Raw genomic sequence first — 18,326 nt, forward strand, 5'->3', positions numbered from 1 at the left:
TAGAAAAGGAGGCAACAATACATGAAACAAAAGATATGGAAAAGAATTTTCACAGTAATAATTACAGTTCTTGTTATGGTATTTGCAGCGGGGTGTTCCCAGCCGGCTATCTCTAATAATGTATCAAATGAATCTGGTAATGGGATAAACGAATCTACGGCTGAAAAAGGTTCCGAAAATAACAGCAGCCCTTCAAATGCATCTTCAGTAAATGGAAAACTAAAAGTGCATTATATAAATGTGGGACAAGGTGATAGCATACTGGTGCAGCAAGGTGATAAAAATATGCTTATAGATGCAGGAACAAATGCTTCAACAAGCTCATTAATAAGTTATCTTAGAAGCCAGAATATAAAAAAAATAGACTATTTGGTATTAACTCATCCTCATGAAGATCATATAGGGGGTGCAGATGCAGTAATTAAAACATTTGATATAGGCAGCATTTATATGCCTAAGGTAACAGCCAATACTGCAACCTTTAGGGATGTGGTAAAAGCCATGAATGCCAAAGGACTAAAGGCAACTGTACCAGTGCCGGGGACAAACTTTAATCTGGGCCAGGCTGCATGTGATATTTTAGGCCCTGCAAAAACAATCAGCGGAGATTTAAATACATATTCCATAGTAATTAAAGTTACTTTTGGAAGTAATAAATTCTTATTCACTGGTGATGCCCAGTCATCAAATGAAAGGGATATGATTAATAAAGGCTTTGATTTAAGCGCAGATGTTCTAAAAGTGGGGCACCATGGAAGCCACACATCAACATCTCAGAATTTCCTTGACAAAGTGAATCCAAAATATGCAGTTATAAGCTGCGGAGTAAATAATGATTATGGTCATCCTCATAAAGAAACAATGGATAGACTAAAGAGAATGAATATTACTGTTTACCGTACTGACAAAAGTGGAACTATTGTGGCTGAAAGTGACGGAAAAAACATAAAATGGTCGAATGTAACCAGGTAGCACCCGATAATAGTCGAATGTAACCAGGCTACATTGGACTATGTTAAATTAATAACCTTTTAATATACAAAAACAGTGTTATAGAAGAAAATAAAAAAAATTCTGAAATTTAAGATTTGCATGTAAACGTTGTGATTACAACCTTTACATAATGATGAACTGGCTTGTTATGCCATGTTAACTATATAACTATTATAGAAATTTAAAGATAATAGTGGTAAACTAAAGACAATAAATAAGTGGTCTGACCATACTACCAAGTCAAGTATTTTAATTATATATAAAGAATTACTTAAATATACATGATACATAATAATGGAGATTAGGAGGTTTATTATGAATATGTACTTATTGTTCTTTATTGCTTTAATACCTGTAGTCTGGCTGATGATTTCCTTAGGTGTGATTAAAACACCAGGGCATAAGGCAACAGCAGTTACCTTAGTGATAACGTTTTTATTGGCAGTTATAGTTTGGAAAATGCCATTTGTGGATGCATTTAAGGCAGGAATTGAGGGAGCTGCCAGTGCATTATGGCCAATTATCATTGTAATTGTTGCAGCAGTATTTATTTATAATCTTTCAATTCACACAAAAAGCATGGATGTAATTAAGCAGATGATGACTGGTATTACAACTGACCAGAGAATATTAGTTTTAATATTAGCATGGGGATTCGGAGGCTTCCTGGAAGCCATTGCAGGATTTGGAACAGCAGTTGCAATTCCAGCAAGTATAATGGCAGCTTTAGGATTTGATCCTATTTTTGCAGCAGTAATATGTTTAATAGCAAATACAACGCCTACAGCCTTTGGTGCTATAGGACTTCCAGTATCAACACTGGCAAAGCTTACAAACCTTGATCCAACCACACTAAGTTATGCTGTTGGTCTTCAGCTGGCAGCACTTATTGTAATCGTTCCAATAATTTTAGTAATGCTGACAGGAAAAGGAGTTAAAGCCATAAAAGGTGTATTTGGAATAGCTTTAGTATCAGGATTATCCTTTGCAATTCCAGAAGTAATAGCAGCCAAATATTTAGGGGCTGAACTTCCTGCAATACTTGGATCAGTAATATGTCTGGCAGTAACAATAGGATGGGCTAAAATATTTCATAAAGACAAAGCAGCTAAAAATGCAGAAAAAATCCCGGCAAAAAAAGCATTTATGGCATGGGTACCATTTATACTGGTTTTTGCAATAATCATATTTACAAGCTCATTATTCCCAACAGTAAGCAAGAGCTTATCAAAAATCAGTACCACTGTAAAAATATATCATCCATATACTTTTGTATGGATTAATAATCCAGGTACATTAATTATAATTGCAGGAATTTTAGGAGGACTTATACAAGGAGCAAAATTTGGAGAAATTATTAAGGTTTTAGGAAACACTGCAAAACAGATGAGCAAAACTGCAATTACCATAATTTCAATTGTAGCACTTGCAAAAATAATGAGCTACAGCGGAATGATAAAATCCATAGCAGTTGTTTTAGTAGCTGTCACCGGACATTACTATCCTTTAATTGCACCAATAATAGGTGCTATAGGAACATTTGTTACAGGCAGTGATACTTCGGCTAATATATTATTTGGTTCTCTTCAGGTAGAGGCAGCTAAATCATTAGGATTAAATCCTTACTGGCTGGCAGCAGCAAATACAGGGGGAGCTACAGCAGGTAAAATGATATCACCTCAAAGTATAGCAGTTGCAACAGCGGCCACAGGACTTGTAGGAGCTGAAGGAAAGATACTAAATGCTACATTAAAATTCTGCATAATATATGTGTTGGTTTTAGGTGTTATTGCATTCTTTATGGGACCAATATTTGGCTTTTAGCCTTTAATATAAATTGTCATAGGGGGAATTCAAATGGCAAAGATTAAAATACCATATTATAAACAAAAAATTGAAATAGAAATTGATGACAAAAATTTAGCTGGAATACTGGAGTCAAGAGCTGAGGAGTATAAAGTAAGTAAAACCCAGGAACAGCTTGTGGAGGAAGCACTGGACAATCCTATAGGAAGTAAGAGCCTTGAAGAATTAGTCAAAGGCAAAAAGAACATGGTTATTATAACCAGTGATCACACAAGGCCGGTGCCAAGCAAGGTTACAATGCCTATATTACTTAGAAGAATAAGATCAGTTAATCCTGAAATTGATATTACCATATTAATAGCAACAGGTTTTCACAGAGCTACAACTCATGATGAGCTTGTAAACAAATTTGGAGAAGAAATAGTAAAAAATGAAAAGATTATAGTTCACAATGCATTTGATGATAAAGCTATGGTTAAGCTCGGAACTCTTCCATCAGGAGGAGAGCTTATAATTAATAAACTGGCTGTAGAAACAGAATTATTAATAGCAGAAGGATTTATAGAAGCTCATTTCTTTGCAGGCTTTTCAGGTGGAAGAAAGAGCGTACTTCCAGGAATTGCATCTGCAAAAACAGTTATGGCTAACCACTGCAGCGAATTTATAGGAAGTCCCAATGCAAGGACAGGGATATTAAAGGATAACCCAATACACAGAGATATGCTTTATGCGGCAGAAAAGGCAAATCTTGCCTTCATATTAAATGTGGTTATTGACAGTAAAAAGAAGGTTATAAAAGCATTTGCAGGACATAGAGAAAAGGCTCATGAAAAGGGATGTGAGTTTGTAAATGAACTGTCAAAGGTAGATAAAATTCCTGCAGATATTGTAGTTTCAACTAATGGAGGATATCCACTGGATCAGAATATTTATCAGTCAGTAAAGGGAATGACTGCAGCAGAAGCTACATGTAAAGATGGGGGAGTTATCATAATGGTATCTGCCTGCAATGATGGACATGGCGGACAATCATTTTATGATAATTTGTCCAAGGCTAAATCACCAAGGGAGCTTTTGGATAGAATAGAAAAGGTTCCAAGAAATGAAACTGTTCCAGATCAATGGGAATTTCAAATACTTGCAAGAATGCTTGATAAATTTACAGTAATCCTGGTAACAGATATGTGTGATCCTGAAATGATAAAGAGTATGCATATGGAACATGCATTTACCTTTCAGCAGGCTTTGAAAAGAGCTTATGAAATTAAAGGAAATGATGCTAAGGTAGTAGTTATTCCAGATGGTGTTTCAGTTATAGTGAGATAAAATTCTATTTTATAAATATAAGTTGGAGGTAGAAACATGGATATTTTAGTATGTATTAAACAGGTTCCAGGAACTTCAAAAGTAGAAGTGGATCCATTAACAGGAGTATTAAAAAGAGATGGAGTAGACTCAAAAATGAATCCTTATGATCTATATGCTCTTGAAACTGCACTTAGATTAAGGGAAAAAGAAGGTGGAACAGTTAAAGTAATAAGCATGGGACCACCTCAGGCCCTGGATGTAATAAAAGAAGCTTACATGATGGGAGCAGATGAAGGAGTACTTCTTTCAGATAGAAAATTTGGTGGAGCAGATGTTTTAGCAACATCATATACAATATCACAGGGTGTTAAACAAATGGGAAATGTGGATTTAATACTATGCGGAAAGCAGACAACTGACGGAGATACAGCACAGGTAGGACCAGAAATGGCAGAATATTTAGGAATACCACATATAGCTAATGTTATAAAAATTGAAGATATAAAGAAAAATGGACTTGTAGTAGAAATGGATATGCCAAATACAATAGAAGTAGCTGAAATTAAATTTCCATGTCTTTTAACAGTGGACAAGGACATATTCCAGCCAAGACTTCCATCCTATAGAAAAAAGCTTGAAACTAAAGATAGAGAAATAAAAATATTAAGCTTTAAGGATTTACAGGATCAAAATGAAAAGAGATATGGCTTAAATGGATCCCCAACACAGGTTGAAAGAATATTTCCACCAGCAGTTAATACAGATAAGGAAATGTGGACAGGAACCGGAGAAGAGCTTTCAGATAAGTTAGCTGCTAAACTTAAAGAGCTTAAATTTATATAACTTATAGTATAAAAAAGTTAGGAGGAAATTATTGTGGGTAAATTAGTTGTAAATCAGGAGAAAGTAACTCCTTCAGTAATAGAAGAATTAGTTAAAATATGTCCATTTGGGGCATTGGAAGATAAAGGCGGAAAATTAGAAATAAATGCAGGCTGCAAAATGTGCAAGCTTTGTGTGAGAAAAGGACCTGCAGGTGTAATGCAGTTTGTGGAAGAAGAAGCAGAACCTCAAATAGATAAAAGCCTGTGGAAAGGTGTATCTGTATACGTAGATCATGTAGAAGGAAATATACATCCAGTAACTTATGAATTAATAGGAAAGGCAAGGGAGCTGGCAGCAAAAATAAATCATCCGATATATGCAGTATTTGTGGGATATAACATTAAACACAAAGCAGAGGAATTACTGCACTATGGAGTAGATGAAGTTTTTGTATATGACTACGCGGAATTAAAGGACTTTAGAATAGAGCCTTATGCAGCAGCTGTAGAGGATTTTATAAATAAAGTCAAACCATCAACATTACTTGTAGGTGCAACAACAGTAGGAAGATCATTAGCACCAAGAATAGCAGCAAGATTCAGAACTGGATTAACAGCAGATTGTACAGTACTTGATATGAAGGAAAATACAGATTTGGTTCAGATAAGACCTGCCTTTGGCGGTAATATAATGGCACAAATTTTAAATCCAAACCACAGACCTCAGCTTGCAACTGTGAGATACAAGGTTATGAATGCACCAGAGAGATCAGATGAAGCATCAGGAAAAATTACAATTGCAGATGTAGACAGAAATAAATTAGCATCAAATATAAATGTTGTAAAGGTAACCAAAAAGGTGGCAGAACCAAGCATTTCAGATGCAGATGTAATAGTTGCAGTTGGAAGAGGCTTAAAAAATGAAAAGGATATGGATATGATAAGAGAATTAGCAGATCTGCTTGGAGCTCAGATAGCCACCACAAGACCATTAATAGAAGCAGGCTGGGCAGATGCTAAAAAGCAAATAGGATTAAGCGGAAGAACAGTAAAACCTAAATTAATTATAACCTGCGGAATATCAGGAGCTGTTCAATTTGCAGCAGGCATGAACAATTCTGACTGCATAGTGTCCATAAATAAGGATCCAAAGGCACCAATTTTCAATATTGCCCACTATGGAATAGTTGGAGACATATATGAAATAATACCAAAACTTATAAATAATATAAAAGAAGGAAAGGGACTTGGAGCAGCTTAATATTATTATAAATATAGTTTGGAGGTTTTAAAAATGGCATGCACTTGCAGTAATGAATATAAAAAATTAGATGAGAAAGATGTAAAATTTTTAATAGACTTATTAGGTGAAGACAGGGTATACACAGGTGAAAATATAAATGATGATTTCAGCCACGATGAATTAGGAGGCATAAGCAGAAAGCCTGAAGTACTGGTGGACGTATTAAGTACAGAAGAAGTTTCAAAAATTATGACTTATGCTTATGAAAACAATATTCCAGTTGTGGCAAGAGGATCAGGAACAGGCCTTGTTGGGGCATCAGTTCCTCTTCAGGGCGGAATAATGATTAATATGTCGAAAATGAATAGAATACTTGAAATAGATGAGGAAAATCTCACATTGACATTAGAGCCGGGAGTACTTCTAATGGACATAGGAAAATATGTAGAAGAACATGATTTATTCTATCCGCCTGATCCAGGTGAAAAATCTGCTACAATAGGCGGAAATATCAACACCAATGCAGGTGGTATGAGAGCAGTAAAATATGGAGTTACAAGAGATTATGTAAGAGGCCTTACAGTAGTACTACCAACAGGAAAGGTTATAGAAGTTGGAGGAAAAGTAGTAAAAAACAGCTCTGGTTACAGCATAAAGGATTTAATCTGCGGATCGGAGGGAACACTAGGAATAGTTACAAAAGCAATACTTAAGCTTTTGCCTCTTCCAAAGAAATCTATAAGCCTCCTTATTCCATTTCCTGATTTGGATAAGGCCATAAATACTGTTCCTAAGATTATAAAATCAAAATCCATACCAACAGCTATAGAATTTATGCAGAGAGAGGTTATACTTGCTGCTGAAGAATTCCTTGGAAAGAAGTTCCCTGATAATTCATCTGATGCATATTTACTTCTTACCTTTGACGGCAACAGCAAAGAAGATATAGAAAAAGATTATGATAAAGTTGCTAAAATATGTCTTGAAGAAGGAGCTTTGGATGTATATATAAGTGATACAGATGAAAGAAAGGAAGCAGTATGGTCAGCAAGAGGTGCATTCCTTGAAGCAGTTAAAGCTTCTACAACTGAAATGGATGAATGCGACGTTGTTGTTCCAAGAAACAAAGTTGCAGAGTTTGTTAAATATACAAATGAACTTCAAAAACAATTTAACATTAGAATAAGAAGTTTTGGACATGCTGGTGATGGAAATCTTCATGTATATGTATTAAGGGATGAACTTTCCAAAGAAGAATGGGAAAAGAAGATATCTGATATATTTGAATGCATGTACAAAAAATCTGTTGAACTAAAAGGCTTGGTATCAGGAGAGCATGGAATAGGATATGCTAAGAAACCATATTTGTTTGAGCAGTATGGTAAAGATTACATTGAATTAATGAGAAATATTAAATTAGCATTTGATCCTAAAAATATATTAAACCCAGGCAAGGTTTGTGAATAATAAAAATATATGCTGCGGCATTAGTTCAAAATATGCTAATACCGCAGCTTTTTTGTTTCATAGAAATTATGCCATATTTATTATTTAGCCATCTTGTATATGTTAATAATATCCTGTTTATGCAGTGTGACAAAGTTTCCCAAGGTGTTTGTGTCTGAAGATGTGCATTTGTCTGCCATTTCTTCAATTCTGTCCTGTGGAATGCCTGCATCAGTTAATGTTACAGGAAGACCTATGTTTTTAAAGAATTCTGTAATTCTTCTTATTCCTTCCAGTGCAATTGCTTCCTCATTGTCGAAAGATAAATTTACATCCCATACTCTTACTGCGAACTGAACAAATCTTTTTATATTGTGCTTATATACATATTTCATCCATGCTGGGAATATTATTGAAAGTCCGGCACCATGAGCAATATCATATATGGCACTTAATTCATGTTCAATCTTATGAGATGCCCAGTCTTCAACTCTTCCAGTACCCATAAGTCCATTATGTGCCAAAGTGCCTGCCCACATAATTTCGGCTCTGGCATTATAATCCTTAGGATTTTTTAATACCAAAGGAGTGTTGTTAATAATAGTTTTTAATGCAGCTTCAGAAAGTCTGTCTGTTAAATCAACATTTGGTTCATTTGTAAAATATCTTTCCATAATATGAGCCATCATATCACAGGCACCGCAGGCAGTCTGATAAGCTGGAAGTGTAAATGTAAGCTCTGGATTAAGAATTGAAAAAACAGGCCTTATAAGATCAGAGTTAATACCTTTTTTAAATAATCCCTGTTCATTTGTTATAACAGAACTATTGCTGGCTTCTGTTCCTGTAGCTGGTATAGTTAATATGTCTCCAACAGGAAGAGCTTTAGTTACCTCCTGCTTTCCAGTATAAAAATCCCATACATCTCCATTATAAGGCACACCTACAGCAATAGCCTTTGCAGTATCTATTACGCTGCCTCCTCCCACACCAATAATAAAGTTAATGTTATTTTCACGGCACAGCTTTATACCCTGATATACAAGGCTTAAACGAGGATTAGGCCTTATACCTGAAAGTTCAGTATAATTAACATTGCTATGCTTTAAAGAATTAATAACTTTATCATAAACACCGGTTTTTTTAATGCTGCCTCCTCCATAACAAAGAAGAACATTGCTGCTGTACTGTTTTACCTCATTACCTAAAAGGCTTTCAGTATCTTTTCCAAATATTATTTTAGTTGGACTTATAAATGTAAAGTTTTGCATATAACCACCCCTTATTGATAATTACTTTTACCTATATTATAATCTATATATACACTATAACTTGTTTTTTACATGATGTTAAAATATTATTAATAATATAAGTTTATAACATATTTATATTCTTTAAAATACAAAAGGAGAAGTTTTATGAAAGAACAAAAAAAACCACCAAAGTCCATAGTAGTTTACTATGTGGCGGTGCTTATAATTACATTGATGCTTAACTCTGTAATAGTTCCATGGTTTACAAATCAAGAGGTTACACAAGTGGACTATGGAACATTTTTGTCTAAAGTTGATAAGAAAGAAGTAAGCAAAGTTGATGTTCAGGACAACCAAATAAGGTTTGAGGCAAAGGACAGCAGTGGTAAAGATGCCATATATGTTACTGGAGCCATGAATGATCCTGATTTGGTAAACAGACTTAAAAATTCGGGAGCACAGTATTCCAAAACTATACCTAAGGAAAATTCCCCATTGGTTAATTTTATTTTTAACTGGGTTCTTCCAATATTCCTATTTGTTGGAATAGGACAATTATTTGCCGGAAGAATAGGAAAGAAAATGAATGGAAATAACTTTATGTCTTTTGGTAAGGCCAATGCAAAAGTATATGTAGAGAATCAGACAGGAGTAACTTTTGCAGATGTGGCAGGTCAAGATGAGGCTAAAGATGCTCTAACTGAGATAATTGATTTTCTTCATAATCCTATGAAGTACTCAGAAATTGGAGCAAAGCTGCCAAAGGGTGCTCTGCTTGTTGGACCTCCAGGAACAGGTAAAACTCTTCTGGCAAGGGCAGTAGCAGGAGAAGCAAAGGTTCCTTTTTTCTCGATTTCAGGTTCAGAATTTGTTGAAATGTTTGTTGGAATGGGTGCAGCAAAGGTTAGGGACTTATTCAAGGAAGCAGCTGCTAAGGCACCATGTATAGTGTTTATAGATGAAATTGATACAATTGGTAAAAAACGTGATAGTGGTGGTATAGGAGGCAACGATGAACGTGAGCAGACGCTAAACCAGCTGCTTACTGAAATGGACGGATTTGATGGAACTAAAGGTGTTGTTATTCTTGCAGCAACAAACAGACCAGACACCTTGGATAAAGCATTATTAAGACCAGGACGTTTTGACAGAAGAATTCCTGTTGAGCTTCCTGATTTAAAAGGACGTGAAGCCATATTAAAGGTCCATGCTAAAAAAGTTAAAATGGAACCTGATATAGACTTTAATGCTATAGCAAGATCAACATCAGGTGCTTCAGGTGCAGAGCTTGCCAACATGATAAATGAAGGTGCGCTAAGTGCAGTTAGAAATGGTCGTGCCCTTGTAAATCAAACAGATTTAGAGGAAAGCGTTGAAGTTATAATTGCAGGATATCAGCGTAAGGGTGCTGTTATTTCACAAAGGGAAAAAGAAATTATTTCATATCATGAAATAGGACATGCTATGGTTGCAGCAAAACAGACCAATTCGGCCCCAGTGCATAAAATTACAATTATACCAAGAACATCAGGAGCACTAGGTTATACCATGCAGGTGGAAGAAAGTGAACATGTACTCATGACAAAAGAAGAGGCATTTAATAAAATTACCACATTTACAGGTGGTCGTGCAGCTGAGGAACTTATTTTTGGGAACTTTACATCAGGTGCTTCCAATGATATTGAACAGGCTACAAAATTTGCCAGAGCCATGGTAACCCGACTTGGAATGAGTAAAAGCTTTGATATGATGGCATTGGAAACTGTAAATAATCCATATCTGGGCGGTGATACTTCACTTATGTGTTCAGCTGAAACTGCATCTAAAATTGATACTGAGGTACTTGAAATAATCAGAAAAGCCCATGAAAAAGCTATGAATATCCTAAAAGATAATATTGGTAAACTACATGAACTGGCACATTATCTTATGGAAAAAGAAACTATAACAGGTGAAGAATTTATGGAGATTCTTTCTAAATAAATATATATAATTTTATGATGGAAGGTGAATATATTGGAGGTTATAGAAGCAATTAAAACCAGAAGATCTATAGGTAAAGTTAAGGATGTAGAGGTGCCAAAGGAATTAATTAAAGACATAATTCAGGCTGGAACCTGGGCACCTAACAGATATCTTACTGAACCCTGGAGATTCTTTGTTATAAGTGGTGATGGGAGAGAGAAGCTTTCAAAGGTTCTGGAGGAAATAGCCATTCAGTCTATAGGGGATCCAGACAGTGAAGAAGGTAAGAAAAAACTTCAGAAGGAAAGGAATAAACCTTTTAGGGCTCCTGTTATAATTGCAGTGGCAGCAGAGGTTACTGAGAATGAAAAGGTAATAAGACTTGAAGAGCTTGGAGCTGTTTATGCAGCTGTTGAAAATATGCTGCTTGCAGCTCACGGAATGGGCCTGGCAGCCTACTGGAAGACTGGGAAAGCCTGCTACTCACCTAAAATGAAGGAGTTTTTTGGGCTGAAGGATAAAGATGAAGTATTAGCATTTGTATATCTTGGATACGCTGATATGGATAAAAAGCCCCCTCACAAAACACCTGCTGATGAATTGACTAAGTGGATAGAATAGAAGAAACTGGAGTGATATTATTATTAGTATCGCTCCAGTTTTTTTATATATATTTTTTAATAATTATTCAAAAATTATGTTAAAAAATAAAGGAATAAATATAATGAGAACTGCGAAATATAATTGTGTGTCACATTTATTTTATTAAAGGAGTGGTTGTATTGGACGAAAAAAATAAAAAGGTTCTGGAAAGCATATATACAAAAAGTAATGATGTAGAGATAGGTGAGGAACTGGGCAGCCTTAAAGTTCAGCTTAATGAAATGGAGAACACATTGAATCAGCTTAAATCAACTGCATTATCTTCAAATCAGAGCCAGGGCATGCAAAACCAGCAGGCACAGCAAAATCAGCAGGGGCAGCAAAGCCAGCAGACAGCAAACCAGCTTTTGCAGCAGATAGATAATTTTAGGAAGCAGGCCCAGCAGCAGCAGCAGCAATCCCAGCAGCAGCTGCAGCAATCTGTTCAGCATGCACTTAATTCATTAAATCAGGCTAACCAGCAGATTTTATCAAATCAGGTTCTTAACCAAATGAACCAGATAATAGATCAGGCTCAGCATCAATTAACTCAAATGGGTCAGCAAGGGCAAATGAATCAGCAATATGGTCAGTTTGGACAAATGGATCAGCAGGGACAACAGAATATGGGGCAAAATAAACAAATAAAGCAGTAAAATTAGAGGTGAGCAGCTATAATCTGCTTACCTTTAAAAGATTTAGAGATAAATTAAAAATTTTATGCTTTTATGATTTGCTTTACTTGAAAAATAGTAGTATACTTAATTAATGCTTAAATAAATCGTAAATAATTTAAACAAATATATTTTAATTAGTTCTTTATTAAAATAATGTTCTGATTTCGAAATTTTATTGCTGAATTATTACAATGAGTTTAAGAAAAAAAAGATTTTGGAGGTACACAATTAATGAATGGTACAGTAAAATGGTTCAATGCTCAAAAAGGATACGGATTTATCACAGGTGAGGATGGAAATGATGTGTTCGCACATTATTCACAAATAAAGTTAGAAGGTTATAAATCACTTGAAGAAGGCCAGAAGGTTTCTTATGAAGTAGTTAATGGACCAAAAGGACCACAGGCAGAAAATATTACTGCTGTAAAATAAGAAAAACATTTACCCCTTAAATAATGAATTATTTAAGGGGTATTTATTTGCTTAAAATTAGAATAATAAGAAGTTAAGAAGATAACTATATATCTATATGTCCTCATGTTTTATATCAGAATTTATTTACGATTCTTTGCAGCCACTTTTGTTTGAATATTTACATGTTTTACAGTGATTTGTACAGGATTCAAGATGAATCATTACCTCTGTATCCTTAAATGAATTTTGAAGATTAATTTCTATTTCATCACATATATCATGAGCTGCTTTCACAGACATATTCTCAGGCACAACCAGATGTAAATCAATATAATATGTACTGCCTGATTTTCTTGTTCTAAGGTCATGAAAGTCGCAGTATACACTGTTGTACTTAGCTATTACATGCTCTATAACATTTATATCCTCATCTGAAAGTTTAACATCCAATAAAGGATTAAAGGCTGATTTTAAAAGTTCATAGGATTCCTTTAAAATAAATAAAGCCACTAGTATTGCAACTATAGGGTCTAAAATATTAAGCTTTGTTATCCAGATTAAAAGTAGTCCTAGTCCAACGCCTAAAGCTGTGTATACATCAGTTTTAAGGTGAAGAGCATCTGCTTCAAGAGCTATGGAATCCTCATGCTTAGCTATTTTATATAATTTATTTGAAACCCAAAAATTTATTGCTGCAGAAATGAACATTACTATAAATCCTATTGCAAATGACCCAGCTTCTTCACCAGGATGCAAAATTTTCTTAATGGATCCTTCTATTATAAGTATGGCAGCTGCAAAAATTAATAAAGCTTCTATTACTCCGGAAATATTTTCAACCTTTCCATGGCCATATGGATGATTAGCATCAGCAGGTCTTGAAGAAATCTTTACAGAAAAAAAGGCTATTACTGATGCTGCTAAATCCATTGTTGAATGAATGGCCTCTGATATTATGCTTACAGAACCTGTGGTTATGCCAACCGCAAATTTCATTAAAAGCAATACTGAATTTGATGCTATAGAAAGTCTTGCAACTTTTGTCTTACTGTTCATTGGAATCTCCTCCATAAGATGGTTCTATTATCATTTGATAAAAAATATAATTTTATACACTGTCAAGCATTTTTGAAAATGTCCCAAAATATTTAAAACATTAGCACCAGTTTTCTGGTGCTTTTTAGTTAGGTTTTACTTCTAAAATAAATAATGAGGCTTTCCTGGATTTTGGGTATGCTTAATAAGCCTTCTGAGTTTTATACTTAAAAGGAGGAATAGTAATATTATGGCATTTACTTTTATGCTATATTTTCCTGCCTATGTTTCTGCTTTTTAAGATAACGTTCAAAAGAAGCTTGTTTCCAAGGATGACTCATTGGAGGAATATAACGTTTTTTTGGTTGCCCCGCAGGAGCTGCAAGGTCAAAGCTTTTTGATGTAAGTTCATGTTCTGGTAATAGATCTAGAGCATATACCTTTTCATCAACACAAAAGAACATTCCACCATCAAAGGCTTGAATTACCATACCTGAAGTACCTTTTCGGTAATGTACAGCATATCCATTACAATCCATAGGGAGGTAATAACTTTTCTTGAATTTGATGCAGCTTCCGTTATCAACCTTCCTACTGGTTAATACGGCAAGTGTTAAATTTATTTTTTCAATATCTAGTTGTTTTTCAAAGACAGATTTGATATTATCAACTGGTAAAGCAAACTGGGCATTGAATTCTTTTATGTATGAGTTTAAGAATTCATTTGCTTGCTCAATTGTGCTGATACAAGCTAGCCTCATTTCTAAAGGGAGGCGTGATTGTAACGTCTGAAACATTCTTTCTACGCGCCCTTTAGCTTGGGCAACACTGCTTGTCTTAATTCCTATGCCTAACTGTTTACAGGCATAGCTAAACTGAGTGAAAGTATCCTCTTCAACTGAAGGGGACTTTTTCTTTTTGTATTCAAATACAGTACGTCTATCTGTAAATAACATATAAGGGATACCGTGTTCCGTGAGTACCTGGTGTAACACATGGTAATACCCGTTTAGGGTCTCTTGTGAGTCAAAATAAGCTCCCATAATAGCACCTGTAGCATCATCTACAGCAATGTGTAATTGGGTTTTATTCTTACCGAACCAAAGATGCTGTGAAGCATCCATCTGGAGCATCTCACCTATGTAAGCACATCTAGGGCGCCTCGGGTGTGCATCTTCAGCTGCAATAATTGCATTCTGAATGTTAGAAACCTCTTTTGGAGATTTGGCTACATTCTTCAATTCCTCTAATTGAGCTTTAACCTTTTTCCTTGTAGCACGCTTAGCCTTAGGAGACAGGATGAATTCCTGCATAAGGATTGAACGGATGGTGCTAATGGATACTTTGATATGCTCATGCTTCTCTAATAACTCAGAATAGTGGGTGAGATTAGCATCAGAGTATTTGGTACGATAAAGGTCAATAATTAATTGTCTTGTCTCATCATCAAGTGTATGGACTGGTTTTCTCCCATGATTACCATGAATAAAATAAGCCTTTCCCTGTTCCTGATATCCTTTGATCATTCTATTAATATGTCTAATAGAGCAGCTTAGATAAAGGGATGCCCTCTTCTTGTTTCCATTTGTTTCGACCAATTTCTTTATAGTTGTATATTTATCATTTTCTTTCATAGTTAAATTTACCTTTCTCATTATGTCCACCTCAATTCTCTTGAGGTATCATTATACTATATTTTTTGCATTTGGGACATAATCATATGTGGTATATTAAGACATTATCATAAATCAATCATAGTAATACCAGATTATTCTATAAAAATATTGACTTTATTCAATTAATGCTATAATATATAAATATGTTCAAAATTTGAACGTAGCGGGGAGGAATTTTAATGTACGAAAATGAAATTAAAATTTTGGAGCTTCTTAACGATAAATTTGATCTAAGCCAAAGGGATTTATCTAAAAGAGCTGGACTATCTCTTGGAAAGGTTAATTATACAATAAAAAGGCTGGTAGAAAGTGACTATATTAATGTAGAAAAGGATGATAATAAGATGTCCTATAAATTAACTGAAAAAGGCTTTAAATTTATTGATGCTAATTTAAAGAATGAAAAAACAAAAAAAATAAAATTACATAGTGAGGATGTTAAGAACATAAATCAGGCTGTTATACTGGCTGCAGGAAGGGCTTCAGACTTTGATAAACCCGTAGGGTTCCTTGAAATTGATGATATTACATTAATAGAAAGATCTATAAATCTTTTATTTAATGAAAATATAGAAAACATAATTATAGTTACAGGATATAAGCATGAATATTTTGATGCTCTGGCAAAGGATAGTAGAATAAACATAGTGTACAATGCAAGATATAAATGGACAGGAACCATGTGCTCATTATCCTTGGCAAAGGAATTTATTCATGGGGATTTCCTTTTGGTTGAAAATGATCTTGTTTTCGAGGAAAGAACATTAAAGTATCTGGTTGAAAATAGCAGCAGAGACTGTGTACTTATTACAAATGAGACAGGCTCAGGTGATGAGGCTTTTGTAGAAATAAATAATGGATTTATATATAAAATATCAAAGGATATCCATCAGCTTAACAAAATAGATGGAGAAATGATTGGATTAAGCAAAATATCCTATGAAGTATTTAAATTAATGCTTGAAGAATTTAAAACAAATAAAAATCCATATTTAAATTATGAGTATTTATTGATGGATATAGGCAGAAACTACAATATTGGATATACAAAAATAGATGACCTGGTATGGGCTGAAATAGATAATTTAGACCAGTACAATCATGTAAAAAAAGTGGTTTTACCTAGAATGAAAAGAAAGGAATTAACTGTAAGAGTAGACAAACTAAAACATATTGCCAGTGAAGCCATGTGCATAGATATGGATTCCATTGAGGATGTAAAACCTATTGGAGGCATGACAAATAAAAATTATAAAATTGTAGTAAAAGGTAAAAATTATGTTTTGAGGATTCCTGGGGCAGGCACAGAGGAAATGATAAGCAGAAGAAGTGAAAAAATAAATTCCAGACTGGCCTTTGAAAATGGATTTGACAGTGAATTAATATATTTTAATGAAAACACAGGAGTAAAGATATCCACATTTATTGAAAAAACAGAAACTTTAAATGGAAGAACAGCTAAAAAAGAAGAAAATATGAAGATGATTGCAGGGATACTTAAAAGACTTCATAGTTCCTCATTTAAATTCGGCAGTGAATTTGATCCTTTTAAAACAGCTGAAGAATATGAAAAACTCCTACATAAATATAATGGTAAGAACTTTGAAGATTATAATGAAGTAAAAGAAAAGGTAATGGCCCTTAAAAAGGTAATGGACTCATTTAATATTAATAAATGTCCATGTCATAACGATACAGTGCCTGAGAACTTTATTAAAAGCGGTGAATCAAAGATATTTTTAATTGACTGGGAATACAGCGGCATGAATGATCCAATGTGGGATATAGCAGCTCATTCAATAGAATGCAACTTCTCAGAGGATGACGAGGAACTATTTCTCAATATATACTTCAATGGGGAAATAGATGAACAGCACAGAATAAGAATATTAATAAATAAAATTATGCAGGATTTTATATGGAGTACATGGACAAATATAAAGGAAGCCAAGGGCGATGATTTCGGCTCTTATGGCATTGACAGATATAACAGAGCTAAAGTAAATTTAGAGAAGTTAAATAAAAAACTTAAGGAGTTGAAATAATTTGGAAAGAATAGCTGATTTAACATTGAAAAGGGACCTTACTTATGCAAAAAAGGGTATAGGACATTCATTAATATCAGGAATTACATGGGGCATGGATGCTGTGCTTTTAGCATATATAATGACCCAGTATCCATTTAATGACCCAGGAGTTTCAATTATAGTGGCACCACTGGTAGGAGCATGCATTCACACAGGTTTATCAGCATTATTTACATTGATTTATAATATTTATTCAGGAAAATTAAAAGAGTTTACAAGGTGTTTATTCAGCAAAATGGGAGTTCTGATTATTCTATCTGCAATATGCAGCGGCCCATTAGCTATGTCAGGGTATCTGCTTGGCATAAATATGGCAGGGTCTTCCTATGCAGCAGTTATTACATCAACTTATCCAGCCATTGGAGCTGTGCTGGCAGTTATATTTTTAAAAGAAAAAATGAACCCAAGGGTATGGGCAGGAGTAATTCTCTGTGTATTAGGTGCTGTAATTACAGGATATGTGGCTCCATCAGGCAATGTTTCTCCAAATTTTTATCTTGGAATAATCTTATCAATTGTTGCAGCTGTAGGCTGGGGGCTTGAAGGTGTATTTGGAGCCTATGCCATGGATGTAGTTGATCCTGAAATAGCAATTTCGGTAAGACAGTCTGCTTCATTTATTATGTATTTGATATTCGTGCTTCCATTCATTGGAGGTTTCGGCATGTTCTTTAAGGCATTTACAGCTCCAAGTATAATTATATTTGCCATAACAGGAGTAATATGCGGGGTATCATATATCACCTGGTACCTAGGCTTAAGCATGACTGGTGTTGGAAGAGCTATGGCTTTAAACATTACTTATTCAATATGGGCAATTATCTTTGATGGAATATTACATGGTTTCCATTTCTCCACAAATTTAATAATAGGATGTTTAATAATAGTATTTGGTGCAATTCTTGTTTCAGGAAATCCAAAAGAAATGTTATCATTAAGAAAAGTGGAGGCGTAGGG

15 protein-coding genes are annotated in these 18,326 nt (G+C 34.5%); 12 read left to right on the forward strand and 3 right to left on the reverse strand.

Annotated elements, in window-relative coordinates:
• Positions 1 to 21: 21 nt before the first annotated feature.
• From EQM05_RS06365 to EQM05_RS06390, 6 genes are all read left to right on the forward strand, one after another.
• On the forward strand, positions 22 to 972 hold the full coding sequence (locus tag EQM05_RS06365) for a ComEC/Rec2 family competence protein (RefSeq protein WP_243108140.1): 951 nt from the start codon (positions 22 to 24) through the stop codon (positions 970 to 972).
• Between the two features lie 336 nt (positions 973 to 1,308).
• On the forward strand, positions 1,309 to 2,817 hold the full coding sequence (locus EQM05_RS06370; RefSeq protein ID WP_128749248.1) for an L-lactate permease: 1,509 nt from the start codon (positions 1,309 to 1,311) through the stop codon (positions 2,815 to 2,817).
• Positions 2,818 to 2,850: 33 nt separating this feature from the next.
• On the forward strand, positions 2,851 to 4,125 hold the full coding sequence (larA, locus tag EQM05_RS06375; RefSeq protein WP_128749249.1) for a nickel-dependent lactate racemase: 1,275 nt from the start codon (positions 2,851 to 2,853) through the stop codon (positions 4,123 to 4,125).
• 36 nt (positions 4,126 to 4,161) lie between these two features.
• Positions 4,162 to 4,950 carry an electron transfer flavoprotein subunit beta/FixA family protein gene (locus EQM05_RS06380; protein WP_128749250.1) on the forward strand — a complete coding sequence of 263 codons (789 nt, stop codon included), beginning with the start codon at positions 4,162 to 4,164 and terminating at the stop codon, positions 4,948 to 4,950.
• 33 nt (positions 4,951 to 4,983) lie between these two features.
• Positions 4,984 to 6,192 carry an electron transfer flavoprotein subunit alpha gene (locus tag EQM05_RS06385; RefSeq protein ID WP_128749251.1) on the forward strand — a complete coding sequence of 403 codons (1,209 nt, stop codon included), beginning with the start codon at positions 4,984 to 4,986 and terminating at the stop codon, positions 6,190 to 6,192.
• A gap of 33 nt (positions 6,193 to 6,225) precedes the next feature.
• Positions 6,226 to 7,641 (forward strand): FAD-linked oxidase C-terminal domain-containing protein, encoded by a 1,416-nt coding sequence (locus EQM05_RS06390; RefSeq protein WP_128749252.1) that lies wholly within the window; start codon positions 6,226 to 6,228, stop codon positions 7,639 to 7,641.
• Between the two features lie 80 nt (positions 7,642 to 7,721).
• Here the strand turns inward: EQM05_RS06390 and EQM05_RS06395 are convergent, their stop codons facing one another.
• Positions 7,722 to 8,891 (reverse strand): iron-containing alcohol dehydrogenase, encoded by a 1,170-nt coding sequence (locus tag EQM05_RS06395; RefSeq protein ID WP_128749253.1) that lies wholly within the window; start codon positions 8,889 to 8,891, stop codon positions 7,722 to 7,724.
• A gap of 147 nt (positions 8,892 to 9,038) precedes the next feature.
• On the opposite strand from EQM05_RS06395, the gene ftsH reads away from it, so the two are divergent.
• The 4 genes from ftsH to EQM05_RS06415 all read left to right on the forward strand — a co-directional run bounded on the left by ftsH (position 9,039) and on the right by EQM05_RS06415 (position 12,589).
• On the forward strand, positions 9,039 to 10,856 hold the full coding sequence (ftsH, locus tag EQM05_RS06400; protein WP_128749254.1) for an ATP-dependent zinc metalloprotease FtsH: 1,818 nt from the start codon (positions 9,039 to 9,041) through the stop codon (positions 10,854 to 10,856).
• A 33-nt stretch (positions 10,857 to 10,889) separates the two neighbouring features.
• Positions 10,890 to 11,459, forward strand: coding sequence for a nitroreductase (locus EQM05_RS06405; protein ID WP_128749255.1), 570 nt, complete (start codon positions 10,890 to 10,892; stop codon positions 11,457 to 11,459).
• Positions 11,460 to 11,620: 161 nt separating this feature from the next.
• Complete coding sequence (locus EQM05_RS06410) at positions 11,621 to 12,136, forward strand: hypothetical protein (RefSeq protein ID WP_128749256.1); 516 nt, start codon at positions 11,621 to 11,623, stop codon at positions 12,134 to 12,136.
• A 252-nt stretch (positions 12,137 to 12,388) separates the two neighbouring features.
• Positions 12,389 to 12,589: a cold-shock protein gene (locus EQM05_RS06415; RefSeq protein WP_128749257.1), complete on the forward strand. Its 201-nt coding sequence runs from the start codon at positions 12,389 to 12,391 to the stop codon at positions 12,587 to 12,589.
• Between the two features lie 126 nt (positions 12,590 to 12,715).
• Here the strand turns inward: EQM05_RS06415 and EQM05_RS06420 are convergent, their stop codons facing one another.
• Entirely contained in the window at positions 12,716 to 13,627 is a 912-nt protein-coding gene (locus EQM05_RS06420; protein WP_128749258.1) for a cation diffusion facilitator family transporter, read from the reverse strand.
• Positions 13,628 to 13,869: 242 nt separating this feature from the next.
• Positions 13,870 to 15,261, reverse strand: a complete 1,392-nt coding sequence (locus EQM05_RS06425; RefSeq protein ID WP_243108031.1) for an ISNCY family transposase — start codon at positions 15,259 to 15,261, stop codon at positions 13,870 to 13,872.
• Between the two features lie 200 nt (positions 15,262 to 15,461).
• On the opposite strand from EQM05_RS06425, the gene EQM05_RS06430 reads away from it, so the two are divergent.
• Complete coding sequence (locus EQM05_RS06430; protein ID WP_128749259.1) at positions 15,462 to 17,327, forward strand: phosphotransferase; 1,866 nt, start codon at positions 15,462 to 15,464, stop codon at positions 17,325 to 17,327.
• A 1-nt stretch (position 17,328) separates the two neighbouring features.
• On the forward strand, positions 17,329 to 18,324 hold the full coding sequence (locus tag EQM05_RS06435; protein ID WP_128749260.1) for a DMT family transporter: 996 nt from the start codon (positions 17,329 to 17,331) through the stop codon (positions 18,322 to 18,324).
• The last annotated feature ends 2 nt before the right edge of the window (positions 18,325 to 18,326 follow it).

The organism is Clostridium sp. JN-9, assembly GCF_004103695.1.
GTDB lineage: Bacteria > Bacillota > Clostridia > Clostridiales > Clostridiaceae > JN-9.

Coding starts and splice junctions, on each gene's coding strand:
- EQM05_RS06425 (WP_243108031.1), bottom strand. CDS start 15,261: ATGAGAAAGGTAAATTTAACTATGAAAGAAAATGATAAATATACAACT.
- EQM05_RS06415 (WP_128749257.1), top strand. CDS start 12,389: ATGAATGGTACAGTAAAATGGTTCAATGCTCAAAAAGGATACGGATTT.
- EQM05_RS06380 (WP_128749250.1), top strand. CDS start 4,162: ATGGATATTTTAGTATGTATTAAACAGGTTCCAGGAACTTCAAAAGTA.
- EQM05_RS06420 (WP_128749258.1), bottom strand. CDS start 13,627: ATGAACAGTAAGACAAAAGTTGCAAGACTTTCTATAGCATCAAATTCA.
- EQM05_RS06370 (WP_128749248.1), top strand. CDS start 1,309: ATGAATATGTACTTATTGTTCTTTATTGCTTTAATACCTGTAGTCTGG.
- EQM05_RS06395 (WP_128749253.1), bottom strand. CDS start 8,891: ATGCAAAACTTTACATTTATAAGTCCAACTAAAATAATATTTGGAAAA.
- ftsH (WP_128749254.1), top strand. CDS start 9,039: ATGAAAGAACAAAAAAAACCACCAAAGTCCATAGTAGTTTACTATGTG.
- EQM05_RS06365 (WP_243108140.1), top strand. CDS start 22: ATGAAACAAAAGATATGGAAAAGAATTTTCACAGTAATAATTACAGTT.
- EQM05_RS06430 (WP_128749259.1), top strand. CDS start 15,462: ATGTACGAAAATGAAATTAAAATTTTGGAGCTTCTTAACGATAAATTT.
- larA (WP_128749249.1), top strand. CDS start 2,851: ATGGCAAAGATTAAAATACCATATTATAAACAAAAAATTGAAATAGAA.
- EQM05_RS06390 (WP_128749252.1), top strand. CDS start 6,226: ATGGCATGCACTTGCAGTAATGAATATAAAAAATTAGATGAGAAAGAT.